This is a genomic window from Actinomadura sp. 21ATH, from assembly GCF_041951345.1.
Lineage (GTDB): Bacteria > Actinomycetota > Actinomycetes > Streptosporangiales > Streptosporangiaceae > Spirillospora.
Genome location: NZ_JBGNUR010000005.1, coordinates 447,122 through 473,231, shown reverse-complemented (window position 1 = coordinate 473,231; position 26,110 = coordinate 447,122). Strand labels below are relative to the sequence as shown.

Annotated in this window: 21 protein-coding genes; 19 read left to right on the top strand and 2 right to left on the bottom strand. The window is 74.2% G+C overall.

Annotation, left to right across the window (positions count from 1 at the left end; translation table 11 throughout):
• The 16 genes from ACA361_RS19430 to ACA361_RS19355 all read left to right on the top strand — a co-directional run.
• The coding region (locus tag ACA361_RS19430) for a peptidoglycan D,D-transpeptidase FtsI family protein (RefSeq protein WP_375013549.1) at positions 1–1,783 on the top strand (1,783 nt) is incomplete at its 5' end.
• Positions 1,784–1,873: 90 nt separating this feature from the next.
• A complete protein-coding gene (locus tag ACA361_RS19425) occupies positions 1,874–3,421 on the top strand; it encodes a UDP-N-acetylmuramoyl-L-alanyl-D-glutamate--2,6-diaminopimelate ligase (protein WP_375013547.1) in 1,548 nt (515 codons plus the stop codon).
• Complete coding sequence (gene murF / locus ACA361_RS19420; protein WP_375013545.1) at positions 3,418–4,896, top strand: UDP-N-acetylmuramoyl-tripeptide--D-alanyl-D-alanine ligase; 1,479 nt, start codon at positions 3,418–3,420, stop codon at positions 4,894–4,896. Before ACA361_RS19425 ends, murF begins: the two co-directional genes overlap by 4 nt.
• Positions 4,893–5,954, top strand: coding sequence for a phospho-N-acetylmuramoyl-pentapeptide-transferase (mraY, locus tag ACA361_RS19415; RefSeq protein WP_375013544.1), 1,062 nt, complete (start codon positions 4,893–4,895; stop codon positions 5,952–5,954). Before murF ends, mraY begins: the two co-directional genes overlap by 4 nt.
• The gene (gene murD / locus ACA361_RS19410; protein WP_375013542.1) at positions 5,936–7,369 is read left to right on the top strand and encodes a UDP-N-acetylmuramoyl-L-alanine--D-glutamate ligase; all 1,434 of its coding nucleotides are present in this window, start codon (positions 5,936–5,938) and stop codon (positions 7,367–7,369) included. The genes mraY and murD overlap by 19 nt, the downstream gene beginning before the upstream one ends.
• A 4-nt stretch (positions 7,370–7,373) precedes the next feature.
• Positions 7,374–8,633 carry a putative lipid II flippase FtsW gene (gene ftsW, locus ACA361_RS19405; RefSeq protein ID WP_375013539.1) on the top strand — a complete coding sequence of 420 codons (1,260 nt, stop codon included), beginning with the start codon at positions 7,374–7,376 and terminating at the stop codon, positions 8,631–8,633.
• Between the two features lie 118 nt (positions 8,634–8,751).
• Positions 8,752–9,843, top strand: a complete 1,092-nt coding sequence (murG, locus tag ACA361_RS19400; RefSeq protein ID WP_375013537.1) for an undecaprenyldiphospho-muramoylpentapeptide beta-N-acetylglucosaminyltransferase — start codon at positions 8,752–8,754, stop codon at positions 9,841–9,843.
• Between the two features lie 58 nt (positions 9,844–9,901).
• Positions 9,902–11,335: a UDP-N-acetylmuramate--L-alanine ligase gene (gene murC / locus ACA361_RS19395; protein ID WP_375013535.1), complete on the top strand. Its 1,434-nt coding sequence runs from the start codon at positions 9,902–9,904 to the stop codon at positions 11,333–11,335.
• A gap of 261 nt (positions 11,336–11,596) precedes the next feature.
• Positions 11,597–12,256 (top strand): cell division protein FtsQ/DivIB, encoded by a 660-nt coding sequence (locus ACA361_RS19390; RefSeq protein ID WP_375013533.1) that lies wholly within the window; start codon positions 11,597–11,599, stop codon positions 12,254–12,256.
• Positions 12,257–12,736: 480 nt separating this feature from the next.
• Positions 12,737–14,212, top strand: a complete 1,476-nt coding sequence (gene ftsZ, locus ACA361_RS19385) for a cell division protein FtsZ (RefSeq protein ID WP_375013531.1) — start codon at positions 12,737–12,739, stop codon at positions 14,210–14,212.
• Positions 14,213–14,248: 36 nt separating this feature from the next.
• Positions 14,249–15,031: a peptidoglycan editing factor PgeF gene (gene pgeF, locus ACA361_RS19380; protein WP_375013580.1), complete on the top strand. Its 783-nt coding sequence runs from the start codon at positions 14,249–14,251 to the stop codon at positions 15,029–15,031.
• Positions 15,028–15,732 (top strand): YggS family pyridoxal phosphate-dependent enzyme, encoded by a 705-nt coding sequence (locus ACA361_RS19375; protein ID WP_375013529.1) that lies wholly within the window; start codon positions 15,028–15,030, stop codon positions 15,730–15,732. Before pgeF ends, ACA361_RS19375 begins: the two co-directional genes overlap by 4 nt.
• Positions 15,733–15,837: 105 nt before the next feature.
• The gene (locus tag ACA361_RS19370) at positions 15,838–16,380 is read left to right on the top strand and encodes a cell division protein SepF (protein ID WP_375013527.1); all 543 of its coding nucleotides are present in this window, start codon (positions 15,838–15,840) and stop codon (positions 16,378–16,380) included.
• Between the two features lie 23 nt (positions 16,381–16,403).
• Entirely contained in the window at positions 16,404–16,688 is a 285-nt protein-coding gene (locus ACA361_RS19365; RefSeq protein ID WP_375013525.1) for a YggT family protein, read from the top strand.
• Between the two features lie 49 nt (positions 16,689–16,737).
• On the top strand, positions 16,738–17,667 hold the full coding sequence (locus ACA361_RS19360) for a DivIVA domain-containing protein (protein ID WP_375013523.1): 930 nt from the start codon (positions 16,738–16,740) through the stop codon (positions 17,665–17,667).
• A gap of 146 nt (positions 17,668–17,813) precedes the next feature.
• The gene (locus ACA361_RS19355; protein WP_375013522.1) at positions 17,814–19,073 is read left to right on the top strand and encodes a hypothetical protein; all 1,260 of its coding nucleotides are present in this window, start codon (positions 17,814–17,816) and stop codon (positions 19,071–19,073) included.
• A 45-nt stretch (positions 19,074–19,118) separates the two neighbouring features.
• On the opposite strand, the gene ACA361_RS19350 is transcribed toward ACA361_RS19355, so the two are convergent.
• Both ACA361_RS19350 and ileS read right to left on the bottom strand, forming a co-directional pair.
• Positions 19,119–19,970, bottom strand: a complete 852-nt coding sequence (locus ACA361_RS19350; RefSeq protein ID WP_375013520.1) for a DUF1707 domain-containing protein — start codon at positions 19,968–19,970, stop codon at positions 19,119–19,121.
• Between the two features lie 113 nt (positions 19,971–20,083).
• Positions 20,084–23,287, bottom strand: coding sequence for an isoleucine--tRNA ligase (gene ileS, locus ACA361_RS19345; protein ID WP_375013519.1), 3,204 nt, complete (start codon positions 23,285–23,287; stop codon positions 20,084–20,086).
• Positions 23,288–24,153: 866 nt separating this feature from the next.
• Between ileS and ACA361_RS19340 the strand changes: the two genes are divergently transcribed.
• The 3 genes from ACA361_RS19340 (at position 24,154) to ACA361_RS19330 (ending at position 26,086) form a co-directional block, all read left to right on the top strand.
• Positions 24,154–24,534, top strand: coding sequence for a TraR/DksA family transcriptional regulator (locus tag ACA361_RS19340; protein WP_375013578.1), 381 nt, complete (start codon positions 24,154–24,156; stop codon positions 24,532–24,534).
• Between the two features lie 71 nt (positions 24,535–24,605).
• Positions 24,606–25,157, top strand: a complete 552-nt coding sequence (gene lspA / locus ACA361_RS19335) for a signal peptidase II (protein WP_375013517.1) — start codon at positions 24,606–24,608, stop codon at positions 25,155–25,157.
• Positions 25,157–26,086, top strand: coding sequence for an RluA family pseudouridine synthase (locus tag ACA361_RS19330; protein ID WP_375013515.1), 930 nt, complete (start codon positions 25,157–25,159; stop codon positions 26,084–26,086). Before lspA ends, ACA361_RS19330 begins: the two co-directional genes overlap by 1 nt.
• Positions 26,087–26,110 lie beyond the last annotated feature (24 nt).

The window sequence follows — 26,110 nt, the reverse complement described above, 5'->3', positions numbered from 1 at the left end:
GGGCGGCGGCCCGCCCCGGAGCCGGCCGCCGCGCCCGCGCGTCCCGTTCCACCGGCGCGATCCGGTCAAGCGGCTGAACGTCGGGCTGCTGGTGGTGGCGTTCGTGCTGTCGCTGTTCGCCGGGCGGCTGGTCCAGCTGCAGACGATCGAGTCCGGCGACTACAGCGAGCTGGCGATGGAGCAGCGGCTCCAGGAGATCGACCTGCCCGCGGTGCGCGGCGACATCACCGACGCGCAGGGCAACCCGCTGGCGATGACGGTCGAGGCCCGCGCGATCTTCGCCGACCCGTACATGATCAAGCCGGACAGGCGGCAGAAGGTCGTGGACTCGCTGGCCCCCGTGCTCGGGCTCGACCCGGCGTACGTCATGAAGGTCATCAGCCGGCCCGACTCGCGCTTCGAGTACCTCGCGCACGGCGTCCGGCCCGACCGCGCGCGGCTGGTGACCGGGTTCGAGTTCCCCGGCATCGGCACGCTGCCCGAATACCGCCGGCAGTACCCGAACGACTCCCTCGCCGCCGGCGTCATAGGCTTCGTGAACTCCGAAGGCAGGGGCGCCGCCGGGCTGGAGTACTCGATGAACGAGCAGCTGGCCGGCAAGGACGGCTGGCAGCGGGTCGAGATCGGCCTGAACGGCCAGCACATCCCGATGGGCCAGGACCAGAAGCGCGCGCCCGTCCCCGGCAAGGGGCTGCGGCTCACGCTCATGCGCGACGTCCAGTTCCAGGCGCAGCGCGCCATCGAGGAGCAGGTCAGGAAGACCGGCGCGCGCAGCGGCAGCGTCATCGTCATGGACCCGCGCGACGGCCGGATGCTGGCGATGGCGTCGGCGCCCGGCTTCGACCCCAACAACTACGGCGACTCCAGCAACGACCGCTGGGACAGCCCGATCGTCCAGGAGGCGTACGAGCCGGGCTCCACCGGCAAGGTCGTCACCGCCGCCGCGGTCATGGAGAAGGGCGGGATCCGGCCGGACACGCCGTTCACCGTGCCCGACCGGACGCGGCGCTACGACCGGACGTTCAGCGACTCGCACCCGCACCCGACGCAGCGGCTCACCTTCGCCGGAGTGCTGGCCACCTCCAGCAACGTGGGCACGATCCTGGCCAGCGAGAAGATCTCGCCGCAGGCGCTCTACCAGACGCTGCGCGACTTCGGCTTCGGCGAGCGGACCGGCATCGGGCTGCCCGCCGAGACCGCCGGGCAGCTGGCGCCGCCGGCCAAGTGGTCGGGCACCGACCGCTACCCGATCGCGTTCGGGCAGTCGATGTCGGTGAACGCGCTGCAGATGGCCAGCGTGTACGCCACCATCGCCAACGACGGCGTCCGGGTGACGCCCAACCTGATCGCCGGCACCACCGGCGAGGACGACGCGTTCACCCCGGCGCCCAAGCCGGAGACGCGGCAGGTCATCAGCGCGGGCACGGCCAAGCAGATCCGCGACATGCTCGAAGGCGTCACGTCCAAGGAGGGCACCGCCCCGAAGGCGCGCATCAAGGGCTACCGGGTGGCGGGCAAGACCGGCACCGCCGACATCCTCAACCCGCGCTGCGGCTGCTACGACGGCAGCGGCTACACCGCCTCGTTCGCCGGGTTCGCGCCGGCCGACGACCCCCAGCTGGTCGTCCAGGTCGTGCTGCAGGATCCGGAGAAGGGCAGCCACTATGGTGGCGATGCGGCGGCCCCCGTCTTCAAGGACGTGATGAGCTTCGCCCTGCAGACCCGCAAGATCCCGCCGACGGGGAGCGAACCGCCGATCGTCAAGATCCACGCCGACCGCTGAGCGCAGCGAGTACTCTCTCTCGCCGTGAGCCCAGCACCTGTGTCCAGGCCGGCCCCGCCGGCCCCCTCGACCCGTACCGGAAGACACGCCATGCGCCCGACGACCAACCCGGCCCGCCCGCTCTCCGGGCTCGCGGAGCTGCTCGGCGCCGAGCGCGCCGGCGGCGACCTCGACGGAGCCTCGGTCACCGGCGTCACGCACGACTCCCGTGCGGTCCTGGCCGGCGACCTGTACGCCGCGCTGCCGGGCACCCGGGCGCACGGCGCGCAGTTCGCCGCGCAGGCGGCCGAGGCGGGCGCGGCGGCGATCCTGACCGATCCGGCCGGCCGCGCGCGGGCCGCCGCGACGGGGCTGCCGGTGCTGGTGGTGGACGAGCCGCGGGCACGGCTGGGCGAGGCGGCCGCCTGGGTGTACGGCGAGCCGGCCGGCGACCTGACGCTGATCGGGGTGACCGGGACCAGCGGCAAGACCACGACCGTCTACCTGCTGGAGGCGGGGCTGCGGGCGGCCGGGATCGAGACCGCGGTGGTCGGCACCGTGGAGATGCGGATCCAGGACGCCCGGCTGCCCAGCTCGCTGACCACGCCGGAGGCGACCGACCTGCACGCGATCTTCGCGATGATGCGGGAGCGCGGGGTCGGCGCCGCCGCGATGGAGGTCTCCAGCCACGCGCTGGCGCAGGGCCGGGTGGGCGGCGCGAAGTACGAGGTCGCGATCTTCACGAACCTGTCCCAGGACCATCTGGACTTCCACCCGACCATGCAGGACTACTTCGCGGCCAAGGCGAAGCTGTTCACGCCCGAGTACTCCCGCGTCGGCGTCGTCAACCTCGACGACCAGTGGGGGCGCGAGCTGGTCCGCACCGCCACCGTGCCGCTGACGACGTTCTCGGCCGACGGCGACCCGGGCGCCGACTGGCGGGCCGAGGACGTGCGGGTCGGCGCCGACGGCAGCGTGTTCCGGGTGGTGGGCCCCGGCGGGATCGAGGCGGACGCCGCCGTCCAGCTCACCGGGCCGTTCAACGTGTCGAACGCGCTGGCGGCGATCGTGGCGCTGGTGGAGGCGGGCATCCCGCTCCAGACGGCGGTGCACGGCGTCGCCGCGGCCCCCGGCGTGCCGGGGCGGCTGGAGCGGGTCGACGAGGGCCAGGACTTCGTGGCGCTCGTCGACTACTCCCACAAACCGGGCGCGGTCGAGGCCGTGCTCACCGCGCTGCGGCCGGTCACCGAGGGCCGGCTGGCGATCGTGCTCGGCTGCGGCGGCGACCGCGACCGCGGCAAGCGGCCGCTGATGGGCGAGGCCGCGGCGCGGCTGGCCGACCTGGCGTACTTCACCGACGACAACCCCAGGTCGGAGGATCCGCTGGCGATCCTCGCCGCTATGGTCGAAGGCGGGCTCAAGGTGCCGCAGGCCGAGCGCGCGCGCATCGTGATGGAGCCCGACCGGGCCGCCGCCATTGGGCTGGCGATCGGCCGGGCGCGCCGCGGCGACGTGATCGTCGTCGCGGGCAAGGGACACGAGCAGGGGCAGTACGTGGCGGGCGAGGTGCTCCCGTTCGACGACCGCGAGGTCGTCCGGGACGCGCTGCGCCGCCTGGCCTCCGGACAGGACGTGAGAGGGGACGGGACGCAGGCGTGATCCCACTTCCGCTGTCGACGATCGCGGAGCTGACCGGCGGCACCCTGGCGGGCACCGCCGCCGGCTCGGGCCCGCCGGACCCGGCCGACCCCGTGGTGGAGGGCCCGGTCGTCATCGACTCCCGGCAGGCCGTCCCGGGCGCGCTGTTCGCGGCGTTCCGCGGCGAGAACGCCGACGGGCACGACTTCGCGCCCGCCGCGTTCGCCGCGGGCGCGGCGGCCGTCCTGGCCGAGCGGCCCTGCGGCGACGGGCCCACCGTCGTCGTGGACGACGTCCGGCGCGCGCTGGGGCTGCTGGCCCGCGGCGTCCTGGAACGGCTCCCGGACGTCACCGTCATCGGGGTCACCGGCTCGGCCGGCAAGACCTCCACCAAGGACCTCATCGCCCAGGTCGTCGCGGCGGCCGGGCCGACGATCGCGCCGCCCGGGTCGTTCAACAACGAGATCGGGCTGCCGCTGACCGTGCTGCGCGCCGACGCGGGGACCCGGTACCTCGTGCTGGAGATGGGCGCGCGTGGGGTCGGTCACATCTCCTACCTCACCGGCATCGCCCCGCCGGGCGTCGGCGTGGTGCTGAACGTCGGCAGCGCGCACATCGGCGAGTTCGGCGGCAAGGAGCAGATCGCCGTCGCCAAGGGCGAGCTCGTCGAGGCCGTGCCCGCCGGCGGCACCGCGATCCTGAACGCCGACGACCCGCTCGTGGCGGCCATGGCGGCCCGCACGGAGGCCGGCGTCGTCACGTTCGGCCGCGCCGCCGACGCGACCGTGCGCGCCGCCGGCGAGTGGCTGGACGAGGCGGGCCGGCCGCGGTTCTCGCTGGTCACGCCCGAGGGGTCGGCCCCGGTCGAGCTGTGCCTGCACGGCTCCCACGCCGTCGCCAACGCGCTCGCCGCCGCCGCGGCGGGCCGCGCCGCGGGCCTGCCGCCGGACGCCGTCGCGGGGGCGCTGTCGCGGGCCCGGCCGGCCAGCCGGTGGCGGATGGAGGTCACCGAGCGGGCCGACGGCGTCACGGTCGTCAACGACGCCTACAACGCCAACCCGGAGTCGACCCGGGCCGCGATCGACGTGCTGGCGCACATGGCCCAGGGGCGCCGCGCGTTCGCGGTCCTGGGCGAGATGGCCGAACTCGGCTCCGGTTCTGTGGCGGAACATGCCAAGATCGGGCAGCATGTCGCGCGCAGCGGCATCGCCGGCCTCGTCGTCGTCGGCGCGAACGCCGCGCCGATGGCCGATGGGGCCGATCAGGTGGCGTCATGGACGGGAGAGTGCGTACAGGTGGATGACGTCGGCGCGGCGGTGACCGTGCTCAAGGAGCGGCTGAGGCCGCGGGACGTCGTACTGGTGAAGGGCTCTCGCGTCGCCGGGATGGAACGGGTCGCCGAGGGGCTGCTGCACGGCGAGCCCGTGCTCGGGGAACGCGTGCCCGGCGGCACGGGCCCGGCCGCCGGCCGGCCCGTCGGAGGGGACCGCTCGTGACCAACATCATCATCGCGGCCGGGATCGCGCTGATCATCGGCATGGTCGGCACCCCGGTGTGGATCCGGATCGTCAACCGGCTGGGCTACGGCCAGATGATCCGCGAGGAGGGCCCCTCGGGCCACCACGGCAAGCGCGGCACGCCCACCATGGGCGGCACGGTGTTCATCGTCGGGTCGCTGGCCGGGTACGCCGTCGCGCACCTGGTCACCGGGACCGCGCCGACCGTGTCCGGGCTGCTGGTGCTCTTCCTGATGACCGGGCTCGGCCTGGTCGGCTTCGTGGACGACTACATCAAGGTGTTCAAGCAGCGCAGCCTCGGCCTGCGCAGCGGCGCCAAGATGATCGGGATCATCCTGGTCGGCGTGGTCTTCGCGGTCGCGTCGCTGAACTTCCCCAACGGGTACGACATCACCCCCGCCTCCCCGCACCTCTCCTTCCTGCGCGACTTCGGCCCCTCGATCGGCCCGTACCTGTTCGTGGTGTGGGCGCTGCTGCTGATCGCGGCGATGTCCAACGGCGTCAACCTGACCGACGGGCTGGACGGCCTGGCCGCCGGCCCGGCCGGCATGGTGCTGGCCGCGTACGTGATCATCGGCAACTGGCAGCTGCGCAACAGCTGCTACGACTTCGCGCTGGCGCCCAACTGCTACAGCGTGCGCGACCCGCTCGACCTGGCGGTCGTCGCGGCGGCCGTGCTCGGCGGCGTGTTCGGCTTCCTGTGGTGGAACGCCCCGCCCGCCAAGATCTTCATGGGGGACACCGGCTCGCTCGCCCTGGGCGGCGTGCTGGTCGGCCTGGCCATCCTGACCCGCACCCAGTTCCTGCTGGCCATCCTGTGCGGCCTGATCGTCATGATCACGCTGTCGGTGATGATCCAGGTCGGCGGCTTCAAGATGACCAAGAAGCGGGTGTTCAAGATGGCGCCGCTGCAGCACCACTTCGAGCTGTCCGGCTGGGCCGAGACCACGATCGTCGTCCGCTTCTGGCTGATGTCGGCGCTGTTCACCGCGATCGGCCTCGGCCTCTTCTACCTGGAATGGATGCCGAAGAATTGAGTCCGAACCCGGGGGAGTGGAACGGCCGGCGGGTCTGCGTGGCCGGCGCCGGCGTGTCGGGACGGGCCGCGGCCCGCGTCCTGGCCGACCGCGGCGCCGCGGTCACGGTCGTCGAGAGCCGCGACGGCGACGAGCAGCGCGCGCACGCCGCCGAGCTGGAGGCGCTCGGGATCGAGGTGCGGCTGGGCGACGGGGACACCCTCCCCGAGGGCGCCGAGCTGGTCGTGATCTCGCCGGGCTGGCGGCCGGACGCGCCGCTGCCGGCCGCCGCGGCCGCCGCCGGGATCGAGGTCTTCGGCGAGGTCGAGCTGGCCTGGCGGCTGCGTCCCGAGGGCGCCGCGCCCTGGCTGGCGATCACCGGCACCGACGGCAAGACGACCGTCGTGCGGATGCTGGCGCGGATGCTGGAGGCGGCCGGCCACGACGCGCTGGCCGTCGGCAACGTCGGCACGCCGATCGTCGAGGCCGTCCTGGAGAAGCGCGACGTCCTCGCCGTCGAGCTGTCCAGCTACCAGCTCCACTGGTCGAGCTCGCTCGCCCCGATGGCGGCGACCGTGCTGAACCTGGCGCCCGACCACCTCGACTGGCACGGCTCCATGGGGGAGTACGCCGCCGCCAAGGCCAAGATCTTCGCGCCCGGGACCGTCGCCGTGTGCAACGACGACGACCCGGGCGCGGCGGCGCTGGCCGGCGGCGCCGCGGAGCGGGTCGGGTTCACCCTGGACGTGCCCCGGCCCGGGCAGCTCGGCGTGGTCGAGGAGCTGCTGGTCGACCGCGCGTTCACCGGCGACCCGCGGCGGGAGGCGGCCGAGCTGGCCGCGCTCGGCGACGTGCGGCCGTTCGCGCCGCACAACGTCGCCAACGCGCTCGCCGCGGCCGCGCTGGCCCGCGCGTTCGGCGTCCCGCCCGAGGCCGTCCGGGACGGCCTGCGCGCGTTCGTCCCCGACCCGCACCGCATCCAGCACGTCGCCGACGTCGGCGGCGTCACCTACGTCAACGACTCCAAGGCGACCCAGCCGCACGCCGCCGCGGCGTCCCTGGCCGCCTACGAGCCGATCGTGTGGATCGCGGGCGGGCTGCTGAAGGGTTTGGACGTCGACGACCTGGTCCGCTCCTGCGCCGCCCGGCTGCGCGGCGCGGTGCTGCTGGGCCGCGACCGGGCGCGGATCGCCGAGGCACTCGCGCGACACGCGCCCGATGTCCCGGTCGTGGACGTTCCGGACACCGACACTGGGGCGATGGACCGCGTCGTGAACGAAGCCGCCGCCCTGGCCCGCCCGGGCGACACCGTGCTGCTCGCCCCGGTCGGGGCCTCCTTCGACATGTTCGCCAACTACCCGGCGCGCGGCGAGGCGTTCATCGCCGCCGTCGAGCGGCTGGCGGCGGAGGCGAACGGTAACGGCGAGCCCGGCTGACGGCGTGGGCACCGCGCTTCCGGCCGAGGAGCGGACGCCGCGGCGCTCCTCGCCGCGCGAGCAGGCCGCGGCCGTACTGGGGCTGCTCGACCGCCCGCTGACCTCGTACTACCTGGTGCTCGGCTGCACGTTCATGCTGCTGGCGCTGGGCCTGGTCATGGTGCTGTCGGCGTCCTCGGTCCAGCAGATCCAGAAGACCGGCTCGGCCTACACGCTGCTGCAGAAGCAGCTGATGTGGGTCGCGCTCGGCCTGCCCGGCATGTGGCTGGCGTCGCGGCTGCCGGTGAAGACCTTCCGCGCGCTGGCGTACCCGCTGCTGCTGCTGTCGGCGGTGGCGCTGGTGATGGTGCTGGTGCCCGGGCTGGGCCAGTCGGCCAACGGCGCCACCCGGTGGATCGGGCTGGGCCCGTTCCAGCTCCAGCCGTCCGAGCCCGCCAAGCTCGCCCTGGTGCTGTGGGGCGCCGACCTGCTGGCCCGCAAGGAGCGGCTGGGGCAGCTCACCGAGTGGCGGCCGCTGCTGGTCCCGCTGATGCCGGGCGCCGGCGTGCTGGTGCTGCTGGTGATGCTGGGCAGCGACCTCGGCACCACGCTGATCCTGCTGACGATCTTCCTGGCGCTGCTGTGGGTGGTCGGCGCGCCCGGCCGGCTGTTCGTCGGCATGGCGGGGCTGGTGGTGCTGCTGGTCAGCATCCTCATCGTGGTCGAGCCGTACCGGATGCAGCGCCTCACCGGTTTCCTGGACACCTCCGGCGACATCTCCGGAGCGCGCTACCAGGGGACGCAGGGCCTGTACGCGCTCGCGTCCGGCGGCTGGTTCGGCACCGGGCTCGGCGAGGGGCGGGCGAAATGGGACTTCCTGCCCCATGCCGAAACGGACTTCATCTTCGCGATCGTCGGGGAGGAGTTCGGGCTGGTCGGTACGCTCGTGGTGCTCAGCCTGTTCGGGCTGCTGGCCTACGCGGGCCTGCGGATCGCCCGGCGCGTCAAGGACCCGTTCACCCGGCTGGCCGCGGCCGGCGCCACCGCCTGGCTGGTGGTCCAGGCGATCGTGAACATCGGGGCCGTGATCGGCGTGCTCCCCATCACGGGGATCCCGCTGCCGCTGGTCTCCTACGGGGGGTCGGCGCTGATCCCGACCCTGATCGCGCTCGGCATGCTGCTGGCCTTCGCCAAGCGGGAGCCCGGCGCGCGGCAGGCTCTGGCCGCGCGGGGTCCCGGACCGGTCCTGCGGGCCCTAAGCTGGCTGGGCCTGGCACGGCGCTGAAATCCCCCACCACGGGGGGTGCCGCACCGGCCCGGCGACCGTCGACCGCGGACACGCGGCGCGGGAGGCGGGGCCGCGGCACCGCTCCGACGAACATGCTGAGGAGTTGTCAACGAGCATGAGGGTTGTCCTGGCCGGCGGCGGCACCGCCGGACACATCGAGCCCGCCCTTGCACTGGCCGACGCGCTGCGGCGCAACGACCCCAACACGGGGATCACCTGCCTCGGCACCGAGCGGGGCCTGGAGACCCGGCTGGTCCCGCAGCGGGGCTACCAGCTCGCCCTGATCCCGCCCGTGCCGCTGCCCCGTACGCTGACCCCCCAGCTGCTGACGGTCCCCGGCCGGCTGCGCGGCGCCATCAACACCGCGGCGTCCGTGCTCGACCAGGCGCAGGCCGACATCCTGGTCGGGTTCGGCGGCTACGTCGCGACGCCCGGCTACCTGGCGGCGCGCAAGCGCAAGGTGCCGATCATCGTGCACGAGGCCAACCCCAAGCCGGGGCTGGCCAACAAGCTCGGCGCCCGGTTCACCGAGCACGTCGCGGTCTCGCACCACGACTCGCCGCTGCCCGGGGCCCGGTTCGTCGGCATCCCGCTGCGCCGCGAGATCGCCACCCTGGACCGGCTGGCGATGGGCGACAAGGCGCGCTCCTACTTCGGGCTGCTGCCCGACCTGCCCACGCTGCTGATCTTCGGCGGCTCGCAGGGCGCCCGGTCGCTCAACCGCGCCTCGGTGGCGGCCGCCCCGTGGTTCCGGCAGGCCGGCATCCAGGTGCTGCACATCGTCGGGCCCAAGAACACCGAGGAGCCCGAGCCGGTCTCGGGCGGCCCGCAGTACGTCACGATCCCGTACTGCGACCGGATGGACCTGGCCTACGCCGCCGCCGACATGGCCATGTGCCGGGCCGGGGCGATGACCTGCGCCGAGCTGGCGGCGGTGGCGCTGCCCGCGGCGTACGTCCCGCTCCCGATCGGCAACGGCGAGCAGCGCCTCAACGCGGAGCCGATCGTGGCGGCCGGCGGCGGGCTGCTGGTCGACGACGCCGAGCTCACCCCCGAGTGGATCGCGGGCAACCTGCTGCCGGTGCTGGGGGACCCGGCGCGGGTCGCGCACATGTCCGAGGCGGCCGGGCGGATGGGCCGGCGGGACGCCGACGTGGCGCTGGCGCAGATGGTGTACGAGGTGGTCCAGGGGGCGGCGCGGGCGTGAGCCCGGGGCCGCCCCGGAGCGGACGCTGGACCGTGAACGAGGGGACGAGTACCACCCGATGAGTCTGATCAGTCCGGGCGAGGTCCTGCCCGCCGAGGAGCTGGGCCGGGTCCATTTCATCGCGATCGGCGGGGCCGGCATGTCCGGCATCGCGCGGATCATGCTGAAGCGCGGCATCGCCGTGTCCGGCAGCGACGCCCGCGACTCCGAGCTGCTCGGGCAGCTCGGCGACCTGGGCGCCAAGGTCTTCGTCGGGCACGACGCGGCCTACCTCGGCGACGCCGACACCGTGGTGGTCTCCACCGCGATCCGGGAGGCCAACCCGGAGCTGGCCGCGGCCCGCGAGCGTGGCCTGCGGGTGCTGCACCGGTCGGCGGCGCTGGCCGCGCTGATGGCCGGCCGCCGCGCGGTCGCGGTGGCCGGCACGCACGGCAAGACCACCACGACGTCGATGCTGACGGTCGCGCTCCAGCACGCCGGCGCCGACCCGTCGTACTGCATCGGCGGCCAGCTGGTCACCACCGGCCTGGGCGCCGACGAGGGGACGGGGGACGTCTTCGTCGCCGAGGCCGACGAGAGCGACGGCTCGTTCCTGATGTACACCCCGCGGATCGCCGTGATCACCAACGTGGAGGCCGACCACCTCGACAACTACGGCGGTTTCGATCAGGTCAAGGAGAACTTCGCGAAGTTCGTGGAGCGCGTCGAGCCCGGCGGGACGCTGATCGCCGGCGCCGACGACCCGGTGGCGATGGAGATGGCGGAGCTGGGCCGCGAGCGCGGCCTGGCCGTCCTCACCTACGGCGAGGCCGCGGGCGCCGACCTGCGGGTCGCCGGCTTCACCCCGCGCGGCCTGGGCTCCCGGTTCGAGGTGTCCGGCGTCGGCGAGGTGCGGCTGGGCGTTCCGGGCCGGCACAACGCCCTGAACGCCGCCGCCGTCCTCGCGGTCGGCCGCGCGCTGGGCCTCGACCCGGCCGCCGTACGGGACGGGCTGGCCGAGTTCCGCGGCGCGATGCGCCGGCTGGAGCCCAAGGGCGAGGCGGCGGGCGTGGAGGTCTTCGACAGCTACGCCCACCACCCGACCGAGCTGACCGCCGACCTCTCGGCCACCCGCGACTACGTGACGGAGAAGGCGGCCGCCGGGGGCGGCGCGCCGGGCCGGATCGTGGCCGTCTTCCAGCCGCACCTGTACAGCCGCACCCGCTTCTTCGCCGCCGAGTTCGGGGAGGCCCTGGGCCTGGCCGACGCGGCGGTGGTGCTGGACGTGTACGGCGCCCGCGAGGACCCCGAGCCCGGCGTGACCGGCCGGCTGGTCGCCGAGCGGATCCCGGCGGGCACCGAGTGGGAGTACGTCGCCGACCGCGCCGAGGTCCCCGCCACGGCGGCCCGCCTGGCCCGCCCCGGCGACGTGGTGATCACCCTGGGCGCCGGCGACGTGACCCTCCTGGGGCCCGAGATCCTCTCCCGCCTGGCGTCCCCGCCCGCCGGCTGACCCCCGACGATCCGCGACCGGCGGGCGTGGCCTTCCCGTGCGCGCCCCGATCGCTGAGAAGCTGAGCGAATGACCGAGCGAAGCGAGCTACGGGGGCGAGGGCGAAGCCCAAAAATGGGGGTCGAGGGGACGAAGTCCCCAGCAGGGGGTGCGGGGGACGGAGTCCCCTGCCCCGGGGAGGGTGCCCGCAGCGAGGAACGAGCGGAGGGCGCCCACCCCGGGCCGGGTGGTCTGGAGGGTCGCCCCTCCAGATGGAAAAGAGTGTGCGTCGCCCTGCTCGTGCTCGGGCTTCTGGGGGTGCTCGCGTGGGTGCTGCTGGGGTCGAGGCTGCTGGTCGTCCGTTCGGTCGAGGTGACCGGTACCGAGCTGGTGCCGCGGGACCGGGTCGTCGCCACGGCCGGGATCCGGCTGGGCCTGCCGATGGTCCGGCTGGGCACGGGTTCGGTGGAGGCGAGGCTGGAGCGGATGCGGGAGGTGGAGTCGGTCCGGGTGGAGCGGCGGTGGCCGGCGACGGTGCGGATCGCGGTGCGCGAGCGCGTTCCCGCGGTGGCGGTGGAGCGGGCGGGGCGGTTCTACCAGCTGGACCGGCACGGTGTGACGGTGGCGGACGGCGCGTCCCGGCCGCCGGGGCTGCCGGTCCTGTCGGTGGCCTCGCCGGGGCCGACGGACGCGGCGACGCTGGCGGCGCTGCGGGTGGCGGGCGAGCTGCCGCGGGAGCTGGCGGCGCGGCTGGCGCGGGTGGAGGCGCCGACGCCGGAGACGGTCACGCTGCGGTTGTCGGACGGTCTCACGGTGGTGTGGGGAGCGCCGGGGCGGGCGGCGGAGAAGGCGCGGCTGATCGAGACCCTGCGCGGGTCGGCGGCGGGCCGCGGCGCGCGCACGATCGACGTCAGTTCGGCCGAGGTGGTCACCACCAGGTGATCAAACCGATACAGGCCGGACGTGTGCGGCACCTCGGGCGGGGTACCTGGGAGGGACTCGGATCCGGTGCGTGTGTCGCGGCGATTCCGGACGTGTGATGGGGCACGCTTGAGCGGTGACGTTGAGCGCGGCGCCGGCGGGCCGTCGAAAGAGCGACGGCGGGCGCCGGCGGGCGATGGAAGGGGAGTGATGGGAGGAGTTTCCGTGACGTTCTCCGCCGACCAGGGCAACTGGCACTTCCCGCGACACGCCGGTTCACTCGGGGGGAGGTTAGTTGACCCTGGCGGTTAGGCCGCCCTACTGTCCGTATCAGTCCTCAGGTTGACATAACTGTAAGCCTCAAGTTGAGGGTGAGGGTTCAGGGCGGCGGAAACGCCCGGGCCCGTCTCCTAAACAAGACATCGTCAGGAACACCGCGGCGGGGCCGACCGGCAGGCCGGCCCGGCGGGTTGGATAGAGCGAGCGGAAAGGCCCCTCGTCGTGGCAGCACCGCAGAATTACCTCGCGGTCATCAAGGTCGTCGGAATCGGCGGCGGCGGCGTCAACGCCGTCAACCGGATGATCGAAGAGGGTCTCAAGGGCGTCGAATTCATCGCGATCAACACGGACGCCCAGGCGCTGCTGATGAGTGACGCCGATGTGAAGCTCGACGTGGGCCGCGAGCTCACCAGGGGACTCGGCGCCGGCGCCAACCCGGACGTGGGCCGCAAGGCCGCCGAGGACCACCGGGAGGAGATCGAGGAGGTCCTCAAGGGCGCCGACATGGTCTTCGTCACCGCGGGCGAGGGGGGCGGCACGGGCACCGGCGGCGCTCCCGTCGTGGCCAACATCGCCCGCTCGCTGGGCGCGCTGACCATAGGCGTCGTCACCCGCCCGTTCAGCTTCGAGGGCAAGCGCCGCGCGATGCAGGCCGAGGCCGGGATCGAGACGCTGCGCGACGAGGTCGACACCCTCATCGTGATCCCCAACGACCGGCTGCTGTCGATCTCCGACCGCCAGGTCAGCGTGCTGGACGCGTTCAAGGCCGCCGACCAGGTGCTGCTGTCCGGTGTCCAGGGCATCACCGACCTGATCACCACCCCCGGCCTGATCAACCTGGACTTCGCCGACGTCAAGTCGGTCATGTCCGGCGCCGGCTCGGCGCTGATGGGGATCGGCTCGGCGCGCGGCGACGACCGCTCGGTCGCCGCGGCCGAGATGGCGATCTCCAGCCCGCTGCTGGAGGCCAGCATCGAGGGCGCCCACGGCGTGCTGCTGTCCATCTCCGGCGGCTCCGACCTGGGGCTGTTCGAGATCAACGAGGCGGCCCAGCTGGTCTCGAACGCGGCCGCCCCGGACGCGAACATCATCTTCGGCGCGGTCATCGACGACGCGCTGGGCGACGAGGTCAGGGTGACCGTGATCGCCGCGGGTTTTGACGAGGGGCGGCCGGCCAAGCCGGCGCCCGAACCGGAGACCAAGCGGCTCCCGCCGCCGCCCCGCCCGGCCCCGCCGGCGGCGCCCGCCAACCCGATCCCGAGCCGGATCGGGCGGTCCGACGCGTTCGGATCGGCGCAGACCGGCCCGCAGCAGTCGGTGGCCCAGGCCGCCGCGGCCCCGGCGCAGACGCCGCCGGCCGCGCCGCCGCAGCGGCCGGCCGAGCCGGAGCGGCCGCGGTCCGAGGACGCCGGGGAGCGTCCCGCCGACGCCGGGTCCGGTACGTCCGGCGCCGGCGACGAGGCGCCCGCGCGTCCCGCCGAGCCGGCACCCGCCCGCCCGGCCGCCGGATCCGCCGCGCCCGAGCGCGAGGCCGACGCCGAGCCCGCCCGTCCGCCGGCGCCCCGGCCGGGCGAGACGCCCGCGACCCGCGTGCACGCCGGCGAGGCCGCCGACGGCGCGGCCGCGACCGGCCCGCGCCGCCGCCCGGTCGTGTTCGACGAGGACGACGACCTCGACGTCCCCGACTTCCTCAAGTGACCCCGCGTGACCACTGACACCACCCCCACCCCCGCCATGACCGAACAGCCGGCCGGTGACGCCGCCGCGGGCGAAGGGCTCGCGCGCGTCGCGCTGGGCGAGGGTGTCGGGACCGCGTTCACCGCGCGGGGCGGCGGGACCAGCCGCGCGCCGTACGACTCGCTCAACCTCGGCGGCGCGGTCGGCGACGACCCCGCCGCCGTTCACGCCAACCGCCGGCGGATCGCGGCGGACCTGGGGCTCGACCCGGGGCGCGTCGCCTGGATGCGCCAGGTCCACGGCGCCGACGTCGAAGTGATCACCGCGCCCCGCGTCCCGGACGCGGAACCGCCCGAGGCGGACGCGATGGTCACCACGGTCCCCGGGCTCGCGCTGGCCGTGCTGGTCGCCGACTGCGCGCCGGTCCTGCTGGCCGATCCCGTGGCCGGGGTCGTCGGGGCCGCGCACTCGGGACGGCCCGGGACGCTGGCCGGAGTCGTCCCCGCGCTGGTCGAGCGGATGCTCGCGCACGGGGCCGAGGCGTCCCGGATGGCCGCGGCGATCGGCCCGGCCGCGTGCGGCGCCTGCTACGAGGTGCCCGAGGCGATGCGCGCCGAGGTGTGCGCGGTGGTCCCGGAGGCGTACTCCACCACCCGCCGGGGCACCGCCGGGCTGGACATCCGCGCGGGCATCGCCGCGCAGCTGGCCGCCGCGGGCGTGCCGGACGTGCGGATCGATCCCCGGTGCACGATCGAGACGCCCGGGCTGTTCTCCTACCGGCGCGACGGCCGCACCGGCCGGTTCGCCGGCTACGTCTGGCTGGAGGGCGGCCGCTCGTGACGTCCCCGGAACGGCGGGACGAGCTGGCGGCCAACCTCGCCGACGTCCGCGCCCGCATCGCCGCCGCCTGCGCCGCCGCCGGGCGGGACCCGGCGGAGGTGACGCTGGTCGCGGTGACCAAGACCTTCCCCGCCTCCGACGTGCGGCTGCTCGCCGGGCTGGGGGTGACCCACGTCGCGGAGAACCGCGACCAGGAGGCCGCGCCGAAGGCCGCGGAGACCGGCGACCTGACGCTGACCAGGCACTTCGTCGGGCAGCTCCAGACCAACAAGACCCGTTCCGTGGCGGCCTACGCCGACGTCGTGGAGTCGGTCGACCGGCCGAGGCTGGTCACCGCGCTCTCCACGGCGGCGGTGAAGGCCGGCCGGACGCTGCGCTGCCTCGTGCAGGTCTCGCTGGACGAGGCGGAGGGGCGCGGCGGCGCGGCCCCGGCGGACGTGCCGGACCTCGCGGCCGCGATCGCGGCGGCCGAGGGGCTGGAGCCGGGCGGGGTGATGGCGGTCGCGCCGCTGGGAGCCGACCCGGCCCCGGCGTTCGAGCGGCTCGCCGGGATCGCCGCCGCCCTGCGGTCGGACCATCCGGAAGCCGGTGCGATCTCGGCCGGTATGAGCGGGGATCTGGAGGAGGCGATCGCGTGTGGCGCGACACACGTGCGTGTCGGTACGGCGTTGCTCGGCGGCCGACGGGCAATCGTCAGGTAATGTCCCCCCAGTGGTACCTGCCGAAACGGCAGGCCACACAGACGGAGCGGTCCGAAGGCGGCGCCGGGCGCCGGGCGCCGCGGCCACAGGACGACGGAGGGGCATATGGCCAGCGCGATGCGCAAGATGGCGGTCTACCTCGGCCTCGTGGAGGACGATCGCTACGACGACAAGTACGACTACGACGAGTACGAGGTCTACGACGACGAGGCCGAGCCCGGCCAGAGCCGGGCGGGCCGCCTCCGCGACGAGGAGTCCGGCGGTCAGCTTACCCGAGCGGACGAGACCGCGGACCGGGATCGCGATCATCACACCGCGCCGGCGGCGGACCGCCGTTCGGTGGCGCTCTACGAGTCCGGTACCACCGACCTCGCGCGTATCACTACGCTGCACCCGAGGACCTACAACGAGGCAAGGACCATCGGGGAGCACTTCCGTGAGGGAACGCCGGTGATCATGAATCTGACCGAGATGGTCGACAGCGACGCCAAACGGCTGGTCGACTTCGCGGCAGGTCTCGTATTCGGCCTGCACGGGAGCATCGAGCGTGTTACGAACAAGGTGTTCCTCCTCTCGCCCGCCAACGTGGAGGTGACGGCGGAGGACAAGGCCCGGATGGCAGAACGAGGGTTCTTCAACCAAAGCTGACCGCCACATGTGAGAGTGTCTCAGTGACCAACGTTGGATCCGTGCTGACGATCGTCCTCTACCTCTTCCTCCTGTTCCTGATCGGGAGGCTGGTGCTGGAGATGGTGCAGTCGTTCGCACGGTCGTGGAAGCCCTCGGGGCCGCTGCTGGTGATCGCCGAGATCACCTACACCATCACCGATCCGCCACTGAAACTCCTGAGGCGTTTCATCCCCCCCATACGTCTGGGTAACGTGGCCTTGGACCTCAGCTTCACTGTCCTCATCCTTGTGGTCTGGGTCATGATCATCTTCGTGCAGAGGCTCTGATCGGATACCGTCCTTTGGGACAGACTCCAAGCGCGCCAAGGAGACGAACATGCCGCTGACACCCGCCGACGTGCGGAACAAGCAGTTCAGTACCACCAGGCTGAGGCCGGGGTACGACGAGGAGGAGGTGGACGCCTTCCTCGACGAGGTCGAGGCCGAACTCGACCGCCTCATCCAGGAGAACGAGGAGCTGCGCGCCAAGCTGGCCGAGTGCCTGCGCGGCAAGGTTCCCGCGATGGCCGCCCCGATCGTCGAGCCGAAGCCCGACGTGGCCAAGATGCCCGAGCCGCCCCGGCCGCCCGAGCCCCAGCCGCAGCAGCACGAGCCGGAGCCCGTGGGCCTCGGCGGCGGCCTCGGCATGGCGCCCGCGCCGTCCGGCGAGGACAACATGGACACCGCGGCGCGCGTGCTGGCGCTGGCGCAGCAGACCGCCGACCAGGCGATCGCCGACGCCCGCCGGGAGGCCGACGAGACGCTGGGCCGCGCCCGCCGCGAGGCCGAGGAGATCCTCGGCAAGGCCCGCCGGCAGGCCGACCAGATCGTCAGCGAGGCCCGCTCCCGCGCCGAGGCCCTCGACCGGGACGCCCAGGAGCGGCACCGCCAGGTCATGGGCTCGCTCGTGCAGCAGCGCGAGGAGCTGGAGCGCGAGGTCGACAACCTGCGCGCGTTCGAGCGCGAGTACCGCAGCAGGCTGAAGGTGTACCTCGAAGGCCAGCTGCGCGACCTGGAGGCCGGCAGCACCGAGACCGGCGGCTTCCCGGCCGTGCCCGGCGGCCAGCAGGGCGCCGCGCAGACCGGGCCGCAGGCGGCCATCCAGCACGACGCCCGCAACGGCGCGTCCGGTGGCGGCTCCGCCCCGACCGGCCCCGGCTCGTTCCCGCCGCCGGCCGAGCCGGCGCAGCACGCCCAGCAGGTCCAGCACTCGGCGACCGGCGCGTTCCACTCCGGTGGCGACAACCCGCCGCACGAGAGGCGCTGACGCGCGCGCCGCAGGCGATAGTGTCTTCCCATTCGCCGCGCCGCGGATGGCAGCGGGGCCATCCCGGCGGCGATTTCGGAGCCCGGTCGGCGGCCTCCGGCCGGCCACGGACCGGGGATTGCGGCCCGTGAAGGGGGAGAGACCCTGTGATCATCCTGAGTGGCGTTCTCGTCATCGTGGCGATCGCCCTGCTCGTCGCCGGCATCGTCGCCGGAAACGGAGAGAGTGCGCAGGTCCTCGGCCTGGACGCGCTGGTGGTGATCTACATTTCGATCGGCGTCAGCGTGGTGTCCGCGCTGTGTCTGGCCATCGGGGTGTTCCTGCGCCGCAAGGAGCTCTTCGGCACGGGAGCGGCCGTCGCTCCCGCCCGCAAGAGCGCCCGTAAGGGCAAGGACCAGGCGAAGGGCAAGGGCGGGAAGCCGGCCGCGGCTCCCGTGCCCGCCGCGGGGCGGGGCAAGCCCGCCGCGCCGGTCGGCCCGACCGCCGGTCCCGCCGACGACGACACCGAGATCCCGCCGCCGCCGGCCGACGTGCCCGACGACGCCGTGGTCTTCGTGGTCCGCGGCCGCAAGCGCTACCACCTCGACACGTGCCGGCAGCTGGCCGGCCGTGACAAGGAAGAGCTGACCTACGCCGAGGCCAGGGAAGAGGGCTTCAGCTCCTGCACCGCCTGCATGCCCGACACCGCACTGGCGGCGCGCGCCGCGGTGTCGGTCCCCGCGGGCGTCCCGGCCGGCGGCAAGACCGCCGGCGGCGGACCGGCCGAGGGCACGGCGGGCAAGGGCGAGCCGGGCAAGTCCGGCCCCGTGGGCCTGGGCAAGAGCGCCCCGGCGGCGGGCGCCACCACCCCGCTCCCGGCCGAGGCCCTGCGGAGCGAGTCCGCCGAGGGCCGTACCGCCGAGAACGCCAGGAGCGAGCCCGCCGCGAGTGGCTCCGCCACGGCCGGGCCGGCCATGGGCGGCGCCGCGGCCGTGACGACCGAGATCCCCGTCTCCGAGCCGCCGTCCGCCACGCCGGCGCCCGGCGCGGGCGACCCGGCGCCGGACCGCGCGGACGAGGCGGCCGGCTCCGTTCCCGCGCCCGCCCCGGCGGCCGAGCCCGACTCGCCGCCGTCCGGGCCCGTCCCGTCCGCCTGGCCCGCCCCCGGCGGTGCCGCGGACGCGCCGGCCGCCCCGGGCGAGCCCGCTCCCGCGGCCTCGGAGGACGCCCCGCCGTCCGAGCCGGCGGGCGAGGGCGACGAGGCGACGGTGCGGATCCTCAGCGGGACCAAGCGCTACCACCGCGCCGACTGCTCGCTGATCGAGGACATCGGCGACGAGGCCGAGGACCTGGAGACGATCTCCCGCGCCGAGGCCCGGACCCGGGGCTGCACGCCCTGCCTGGTCTGCCGCCCCGACGACGCCTGACCCGCCGCGACGCGTGGCCCGGCCCGGACCGCACGGTCCGGGCCGTCAGCAGTGGCGGCGGCGGGACTCGCGCAGCCTGCGCAGATGCTCCCGCCGCTCGTCCCGCAGCTCGCGCATGCCCTCGCGGTGCCGCTCGTGCACCTCGCGCTGCAGGTCGTGCAGGGCCCGGTGGCCGGTGTGGCGCTCGCGCCGCCGGTCGGCGCGCGACGGGGCCCCGGCCTCGCGCCGGGTCGCCGAGACACCGCCGAACAGCACCAGCCCGGTGAGCCGGATGACCGGCGCGTCCGGGTCGGTGGTGTCGTCGTCGGGCAGGTCGACGCCGCCGAAGACGGCCGAGACCGAGTTGACCAGCCGGACGCCCGGCGGCACCGTGATGTCCACGCCGCCGAACACGCAGGTCACGTTCAGTGTGACCTCGCGCTGCGACAGCACCGCCTGCCGGAAGTCCAGTTCGGCGCCGCCGAACAGGCACGACACCGTGGTGGACGGCTCCACCAGCCAGCGGCCCCGGCGGTCGGCGCCGGAGAACACCGCCACCATCGAGGCGGAGTGCCTGGCGGGCGCGGGGAGCCGCGGCTCGTCACCGCCGGCCGGGTCCTCGCCGTGCTTGTCCAGCCGTACGCGCGGCTCCGGCGAGCCGTGGCCGCCCGGCAGGTCGCTGAGCACCGGCTCGAGTTCGGCGTAGGTCTTGGCCGCGTAGACGACGTCGATCCGCTCGGCGTGCTCCTCCGGCGTGATGCGCCCTTCGGCGAGGGCCTCGCGGAGACGGTCGGCGACCCGGTCGCGGTCGGCGTCCGAGGCGCGCATCGCGGCGGGGCCCGCCGGGGCGGGCGCCGAGGAGGAGGCCGGGGCGGGCGCGGGGGCCGGGCTCGGGTCGGAGGGTTCAGACGGGTTCACGGACTCATCATCGCAAACGCGATGTGTCGCGACAAAGCCCTTCGGCGCTTTCCGCGCGTTCCGTGCCGGGGGCGGGCCGTCCGATACCGGACGGCCCGCCCCCCGCACGCGCGTCAGGACTTGCGGAGCCAGAAGGTCAGGCCCAGCTCGTCGTCCCGCTGCGCGGGCAGGTCGCGCTCCGGCCCGTCCTCGGGACGGCCCTCGCGGACGGCCTCGGCCAGCACCTCGCCGGCCAGCTCGGCCTCGTGCGCGCGCAGCGCCTCGGCCAGCTCGTCGCCGGTGGCCCGCCACCACAGCTCGATCCGGTCGGTGACCTCCAGGCCGGTGGACTTGCGGGCGTCCTGGACGAGCCGCACCGCCTCCCGGTACAGGCCCGCGCGCCGCAGCTCGGGCGTCACGTCCAGGTCGAGCGCGACGCTCTCGCCGCCGGCGCTCTCCACCGCCCAGCCGCTGCGCGGCCGCTCGGTGACGATCACCTCGGCGGGCGACAGCTCCACCGGGCCCAGGTCCGCGGCCTCGACCGTGACCGTCCCGCCGGCGCGCAGATCGGCGACCAGGGCGGCCGGGTCGGCGCCGGTCACCGCCTTGGCGACCTTCGGGGTGTCCTTGGCGAACCGCTTGCCCAGCTCGCGGAAGTTCGGCTTCACCTCGTACTCGACGAGGTCGCCGCCGATCGACGCCAGCTCCTCGAACGCCTGGACGTTCAGCTCCTCGGAGATCTGCCCGCGCAGCTCCGCCGGCAGCGCCGCCCAGCCCCGCGCGCCCACCAGAGCGCGGCCGAGCGGCTGGCGGGTGCGGACCCCGCTCGTCGCCCGGGCCGCCCGCCCCAGTTCCACCAGACGGCGGACCAGGGCCATCTGGGACGACAGCTCCGCGTCGAGGAGGTCCTCCCGGACGGCCGGGAAGTCGGCCAGGTGGACGGACTCGGGCGCGCCCGCCGGCCGGATCACGTCCCACACGTAGTCGGTGACGAACGGGACCATCGGCGCCATCAGCCGCGTCAGGGTCTCCAGGCACTCGTACAGGGTGGCGAACGCCGCGGCGCCGCCGGGCGTGTCCGGACCCTCCCAGAAGCGCCGCCGCGACCGCCGCACGTACCAGTTGGACAGGTCGTCGACGAACTCGGCGAGCCGCCGCCCGGCCGCGGCCGTGTCGAAGCCGTCCAGGGCCGCGTCGACCTCGCCGACCGTGCGGTGCAGCTCGGCCAGCGCCCAGCGGTCCAGCAGCGGCCGGTCGGCCGGGGCGGGCGCCTCGGCGAGCCGGTCCGGCGTCCACGCCTCGCCCTGGGCGCCCGCCGCGTTGGCGTACAGGACCAGGAACGAGGCGGTGTTCCAGTACGTGAGGAGGACCTTGCGGACGATCTCCTCCAGCGCGCCGGGCCCGATCCGCCGGGACGCCCACGGCATGCCGCCGGCCAGCATGAACCAGCGCAGCGCGTCGGCGCCGTGCTCGTCCATCAGCGGGATGGGCCGCAGCACGTTGCCCAGGTGCTTGCTCATCTTGCGGCCGTCCTCGGCCAGGATCAGGCCCAGGCACAGGACGTTCTCGTACGACGACCGGTCGAAGACCAGCGTGCCGACGGCCATCAGCGAGTAGAACCAGCCGCGCGTCTGGTCCTGCGCCTCGCAGATGTACTGCGCCGGGTAGGAGGACTCGAAGACCTCCTTATTGCGGTGCGGCGCGCCCCACTGCGCGAACGGCATGGAGCCGGAGTCGTACCAGGCGTCGATGACGTCCGGCACGCGCCGCGCCTCGGCGCCGCACTCCCGGCAGGGGACCGTGACGTCGTCCACGAACGGGCGGTGCGGGTCGAGCGCGGACAGGTCCCGCCCGGCCAGCTCGCCCAGCTCGGCGAGGGAGCCGACGCAGGTGACGTGGTCCTCGTCCTCGCCGCAGACCCACAGCGGCAGCGGCGTGCCCCAGTAGCGGCTGCGCGACAGCGACCAGTCGACGTTGTTGCGCAGCCACTCGCCGTAGCGGCCGTGCTTGACCGTCTCGGGGAACCAGTTGGTCTTCTCGTTCTCCTCCAGCAGCCGGTCCTTGACGGCCGTGGTGCGGATGTACCAGGCGGGGAGCGCGTAGTAGAGCAGCGGCGTGTGGCAGCGCCAGCAGTGCGGGTAGCTGTGCTCGAAGTGGCCGCCCCGGTAGAGGAGCCCGCGGGCGCGCAGGTCCTCGGTGAGCGCCTCGTCGGCGTCCTTGAAGAACTTCCCGCCGACGAGCGGGACGTCCGCCAGGAAGCGGCCGTCCGGGCCGATCGGGTTGACGATCGGCATGCCGTACGCCTTGCAGACGGTCATGTCGTCGCCGCCGAACGCGGGTGCCTGGTGGACCAGGCCGGTGCCGTCCTCGACGGTGACGTAGTCGCCCAGCACCACGTAGTGGGCGTCGGGGATGTCGACCAGGTCGAACGGCCGGGCGTACGTGGTGCGCTCCAGCTCCGTGCCGCGGAACGTGGCCAGCCGCTCGGCGCCCTCGCCGAGGACCTGGTCCACCAGCGGCTCGGCGACCACGAGCACCTCGCCCGTCCCGGGGTCCGACCCCCGCGGGCGGGCGGCGACGTAGGTGACGTCGGGGTGGACGGCGACCGCGGTGTTGGACACCAGCGTCCAGGGCGTGGTCGTCCAGATGAGCAGGGACGCGCCCAGCTCGGCCAGCGGGCCGGAGGTGGCGGGCATCCGCACGTACACCGAGGGGCTGGTGATCGTCTCGTACCCGCCGGGCTGGCCCAGCTCGTGGTCGGACAGGCCGGTGCCGCAGCGCGGGCAGTACGGGGTGATGCGGAAGTCGCGGAACAGCAGGCCCTTGTCGAAGACGACCTTCAGGGACCACCAGACGGCCTCGACGTACTCGGGGTCCATGGTGCGGTACGCCTGGGCGCTGTCGATCCAGAAGCCCATCCGGTCGGACATCTCCTCGAAGGCGTCCACGTGCCGCAGCACCGACTCGCGGCAGCGGTCGTTGAACTCGGCGATGCCGTAGTCCTCGATGTCCTTCTTGCCGGTGAGGCCGAGCTCCTTCTCCACCGCCACCTCGACGGGCAGCCCGTGGCAGTCCCAGCCGGCCTTGCGGGGGACGTGGTAGCCCTTCATCGTGCGGTAGCGCGGGAAGACGTCCTTGAAGACGCGGGCCTCGACGTGGTGCACGCCGGGCATGCCGTTGGCGGTGGGCGGGCCTTCGTAGAAGAGCCAGCGCGGGCCGGAGGCGGTGCGCTCCAGGGAGCGCTCGAACACCTTGCGCTCCTGCCAGCGGCCCATCATCTCCCGCTCCAGGGCGGGCAGGTCGACCTGCGTCGGCAGGGGCCGGAAACTGCGGGTCACGTGGGCGAACCTCCGGATCGACGTGTTTCTGGTGTGACTGCACGTGGACCGGAGGGACGAGACGCCCGCCCGCTGCTGCCGGGCCGGGTCCCGCGGTACCACCCTCCTTGACCGCGGCCCGTACCGGTGGGGTACGGCGCGATCCGCTTCGTTCGAGTCTCGGCGGCCGGTTCTACTGCGCCGCGCCCGCCGGGAGAGCACGGGTGCGGCGGTTCCTCCGGCGGCTCCGGGGTGATCAGACCGCCGGGCCCCGCCCCCGGGCTCGCACCGTCCCCGGGTCGCTCATGGCTGGCGTACGGCGGCAGGTGTCCCCATCACGGCCTGCCGACATGACTGCTCGCAGTGAGGGTAACGCACGGCCGGGCAAAACTCTTTCCATTTCGGCCGCGTACGGGGCGTCCGGGGCGGGTGTGGCGCAACTCTCTCCGCAGATTGTGGGGACTCCCGGGTTCTCGCCGGACCGCGATTGGGCATATGCGGACGGTAATGAGACCAGGTCATGTCGCCGACTCGCCGAAAGGGGACCCATGCTGCCCGCACTGCCCGTCGAGAAGATCACCGTGAGGGGGGCCGACACGGCCGGCGAGGGGAGGGGTGAGACGACCGCCGAGGCCGCCGGGACGAAGCTTTCCGACAAGAAGATCCCCGACAAGAAGGGGCCCGGCAAGAAGAGCCCGGGCACCCGCGCCAAGGCCGCGGGCAAGTCCGCCCGCCCCGCCGCCAAGCCGGCCGCGAAGCCCGCGGCGAAGGCCGTTGCGAAGAAGGACGCCGCGAAGAAGGACGCCGCGAAGCGGGCCGCGGGCACCGCCAGGCGGGCGCGGACGGAGGCCAGGGAGACCGCGGAGGCCGCGGCGACGGCGGCGGCGCTGCCGGTCCGCGAGGGCGAGGACCGCTGGACCGGGACGGAGCTGGCCGAGGTGCGGGCCGCGCTGGCCGCGCAGATCACCGCGCTGGAGGCCGAGATCGCCGCCTCCGCCACCCAGATCGCCGAGGGCGACGCCGCCGACGGGGCGGGCGACGACCAGGCCGACACCGGGGCCAAGACCTACGAGCGCGAGCACGAGCTCTCCCTGACCTACAATTCGCGTGACCTGCTCGCGCAGACGGAGCGGGCCGTACAGCGGATCGACGCCGGCACGTACGGGATCTGCGAATCCTGTGGCAGGCCGGTAGGGAAGGCGCGCCTTCAGGTCTTCCCGCGTGCGACGCTATGCGTGACATGCAAACAACGCGAGGAACGTCGCTGAACGACGAAACCAACCCCGAGAGCGCCGCCGGAGGGGGATCGGCCGGATCCTCCCGGCCGCGCCGTGTCGGCGTGCTGATCGCGATCGCGCTGGCCGCGCTGGCCCTGGACGTGGTCACCAAGATCGTGGTGGTGGCCACGCTGCAGGACCGCGAGCCCATCCGCCTGCTGGGCGGGCTGCTGACGCTGCGCGAGACCCGCAACAGCGGCGCCGCGTTCTCGATCGGCACCGGCTACACGATCGTGTTCACCCTCATCGCCATCGGCGTGGTGATCGCCATCCTGCGCACCGCCCGCGACCTGCGCAGCGTCCCGTGGGCGGTGTGCCTGGGGCTGATGCTGGGCGGCGCGGTCGGCAACCTGGCCGACCGGATGCTGCGCGCGCCCGCGCCGCTGAAGGGCCACGTGGTCGACTGGATCGAGGTCCCCAACTGGCCGGTCTTCAACCTGGCCGACTCGGCGATCGTCTGCGGCGGCGTCCTGGCCGTCGTGCTGGCGGCGCGGGGGCTCCAGCTCGACGGCACGCGGATCCCGGGCAAGAGGGAACGCGCCGAGGCCGCCGAGGCCGCCGGGGAGACGGGTGACGCCGGGAAGGGCGAGAAGGCTCCGGAGGAGAAGTCCTGATGGCGGACGTACGCAGCCTCCCGGTCCCCGACGGCCTGGAGGGCGAGCGGATCGACGCCGCCCTCGCCCGGCTGTTCGGGCTGTCCCGCAGCCGGGCCGCCGACATCATCGCCGCGGGCGACGTCCTCCTGGACGGCAACGAGGTCGCCAAGTCCGACCGGGTGTACGGCGGCGCGTGGCTGGAGGTCACGCTCCCGCCGCCGCCCGCCGCGCCGGCGCCGGTCGCCGAGCCGATCCCGGGCATGGGGATCCTGTACGAGGACGACGACATCGTCGTGGTCGACAAGCCCACCGGCGTCGCCGCCCACCCGACCACCGGGTGGACGGGCCCGACGGTGCTGGGCGGCCTGCTGGGCGCCGGGCACACCGTCGCGACCAGCGGCGCGGCCGAGCGGCAGGGCATCGTCCACCGGCTGGACGCCAACACCACGGGCGCGATGGTCGTCGCCAAGAGCGAGATCGCGTACTCGCGCCTCAAGCGGGCGTTCAAGGAGCGCACCGTCGACAAGCGCTACCAGGCGCTGGTGCAGGGGCATCCCGACCCGTTCCGCGGGACGGTCGACGCGCCCATCGACCGGCACCCCTCGGGGGACGGCCGGTTCGCGGTGGTGGCGGGCGGCAAGCCGTCGGTGACGCACTACGACACCGTGGAGGCGTACCGGGCCGCCACCCTCCTCGACATCGACCTGGAGACGGGCCGCACGCACCAGATCCGGGTGCACATGTCGGCGATCCGCCACCCCTGCGTGGGGGACATGGCCTACGGCGCCGACCCGACGCTGGCGGCGCGGCTGGGGCTGCGGCGGCAGTGGCTGCACGCGGCGCGGCTGGGATTCGAGCACCCGACCACGGGCGAGCCGGTGGAGTTCACCAGCCCGTACCCCGACGACCTGGCGCGCGCGCTGGAGATCGTGGAGTCCGAGTCGTAGCGGCGGGCGCGGCGGGCCGGGCCG

What these genes read in the sequence shown, in the direction of transcription:
- ACA361_RS19370 (WP_375013527.1), top strand. Translation starts at nt 15,838, where the DNA reads ATGGCCAGCGCGATGCGCAAGATGGCGGTCTACCTCGGCCTCGTGGAG.
- pgeF (WP_375013580.1), top strand. Translation starts at nt 14,249, where the DNA reads ATGACCGAACAGCCGGCCGGTGACGCCGCCGCGGGCGAAGGGCTCGCG.
- ACA361_RS19360 (WP_375013523.1), top strand. Translation starts at nt 16,738, where the DNA reads ATGCCGCTGACACCCGCCGACGTGCGGAACAAGCAGTTCAGTACCACC.
- murG (WP_375013537.1), top strand. Translation starts at nt 8,752, where the DNA reads ATGAGGGTTGTCCTGGCCGGCGGCGGCACCGCCGGACACATCGAGCCC.
- murC (WP_375013535.1), top strand. Translation starts at nt 9,902, where the DNA reads ATGAGTCTGATCAGTCCGGGCGAGGTCCTGCCCGCCGAGGAGCTGGGC.
- ACA361_RS19330 (WP_375013515.1), top strand. Translation starts at nt 25,157, where the DNA reads ATGGCGGACGTACGCAGCCTCCCGGTCCCCGACGGCCTGGAGGGCGAG.
- ACA361_RS19425 (WP_375013547.1), top strand. Translation starts at nt 1,874, where the DNA reads ATGCGCCCGACGACCAACCCGGCCCGCCCGCTCTCCGGGCTCGCGGAG.
- murD (WP_375013542.1), top strand. Translation starts at nt 5,936, where the DNA reads ATGGATGCCGAAGAATTGAGTCCGAACCCGGGGGAGTGGAACGGCCGG.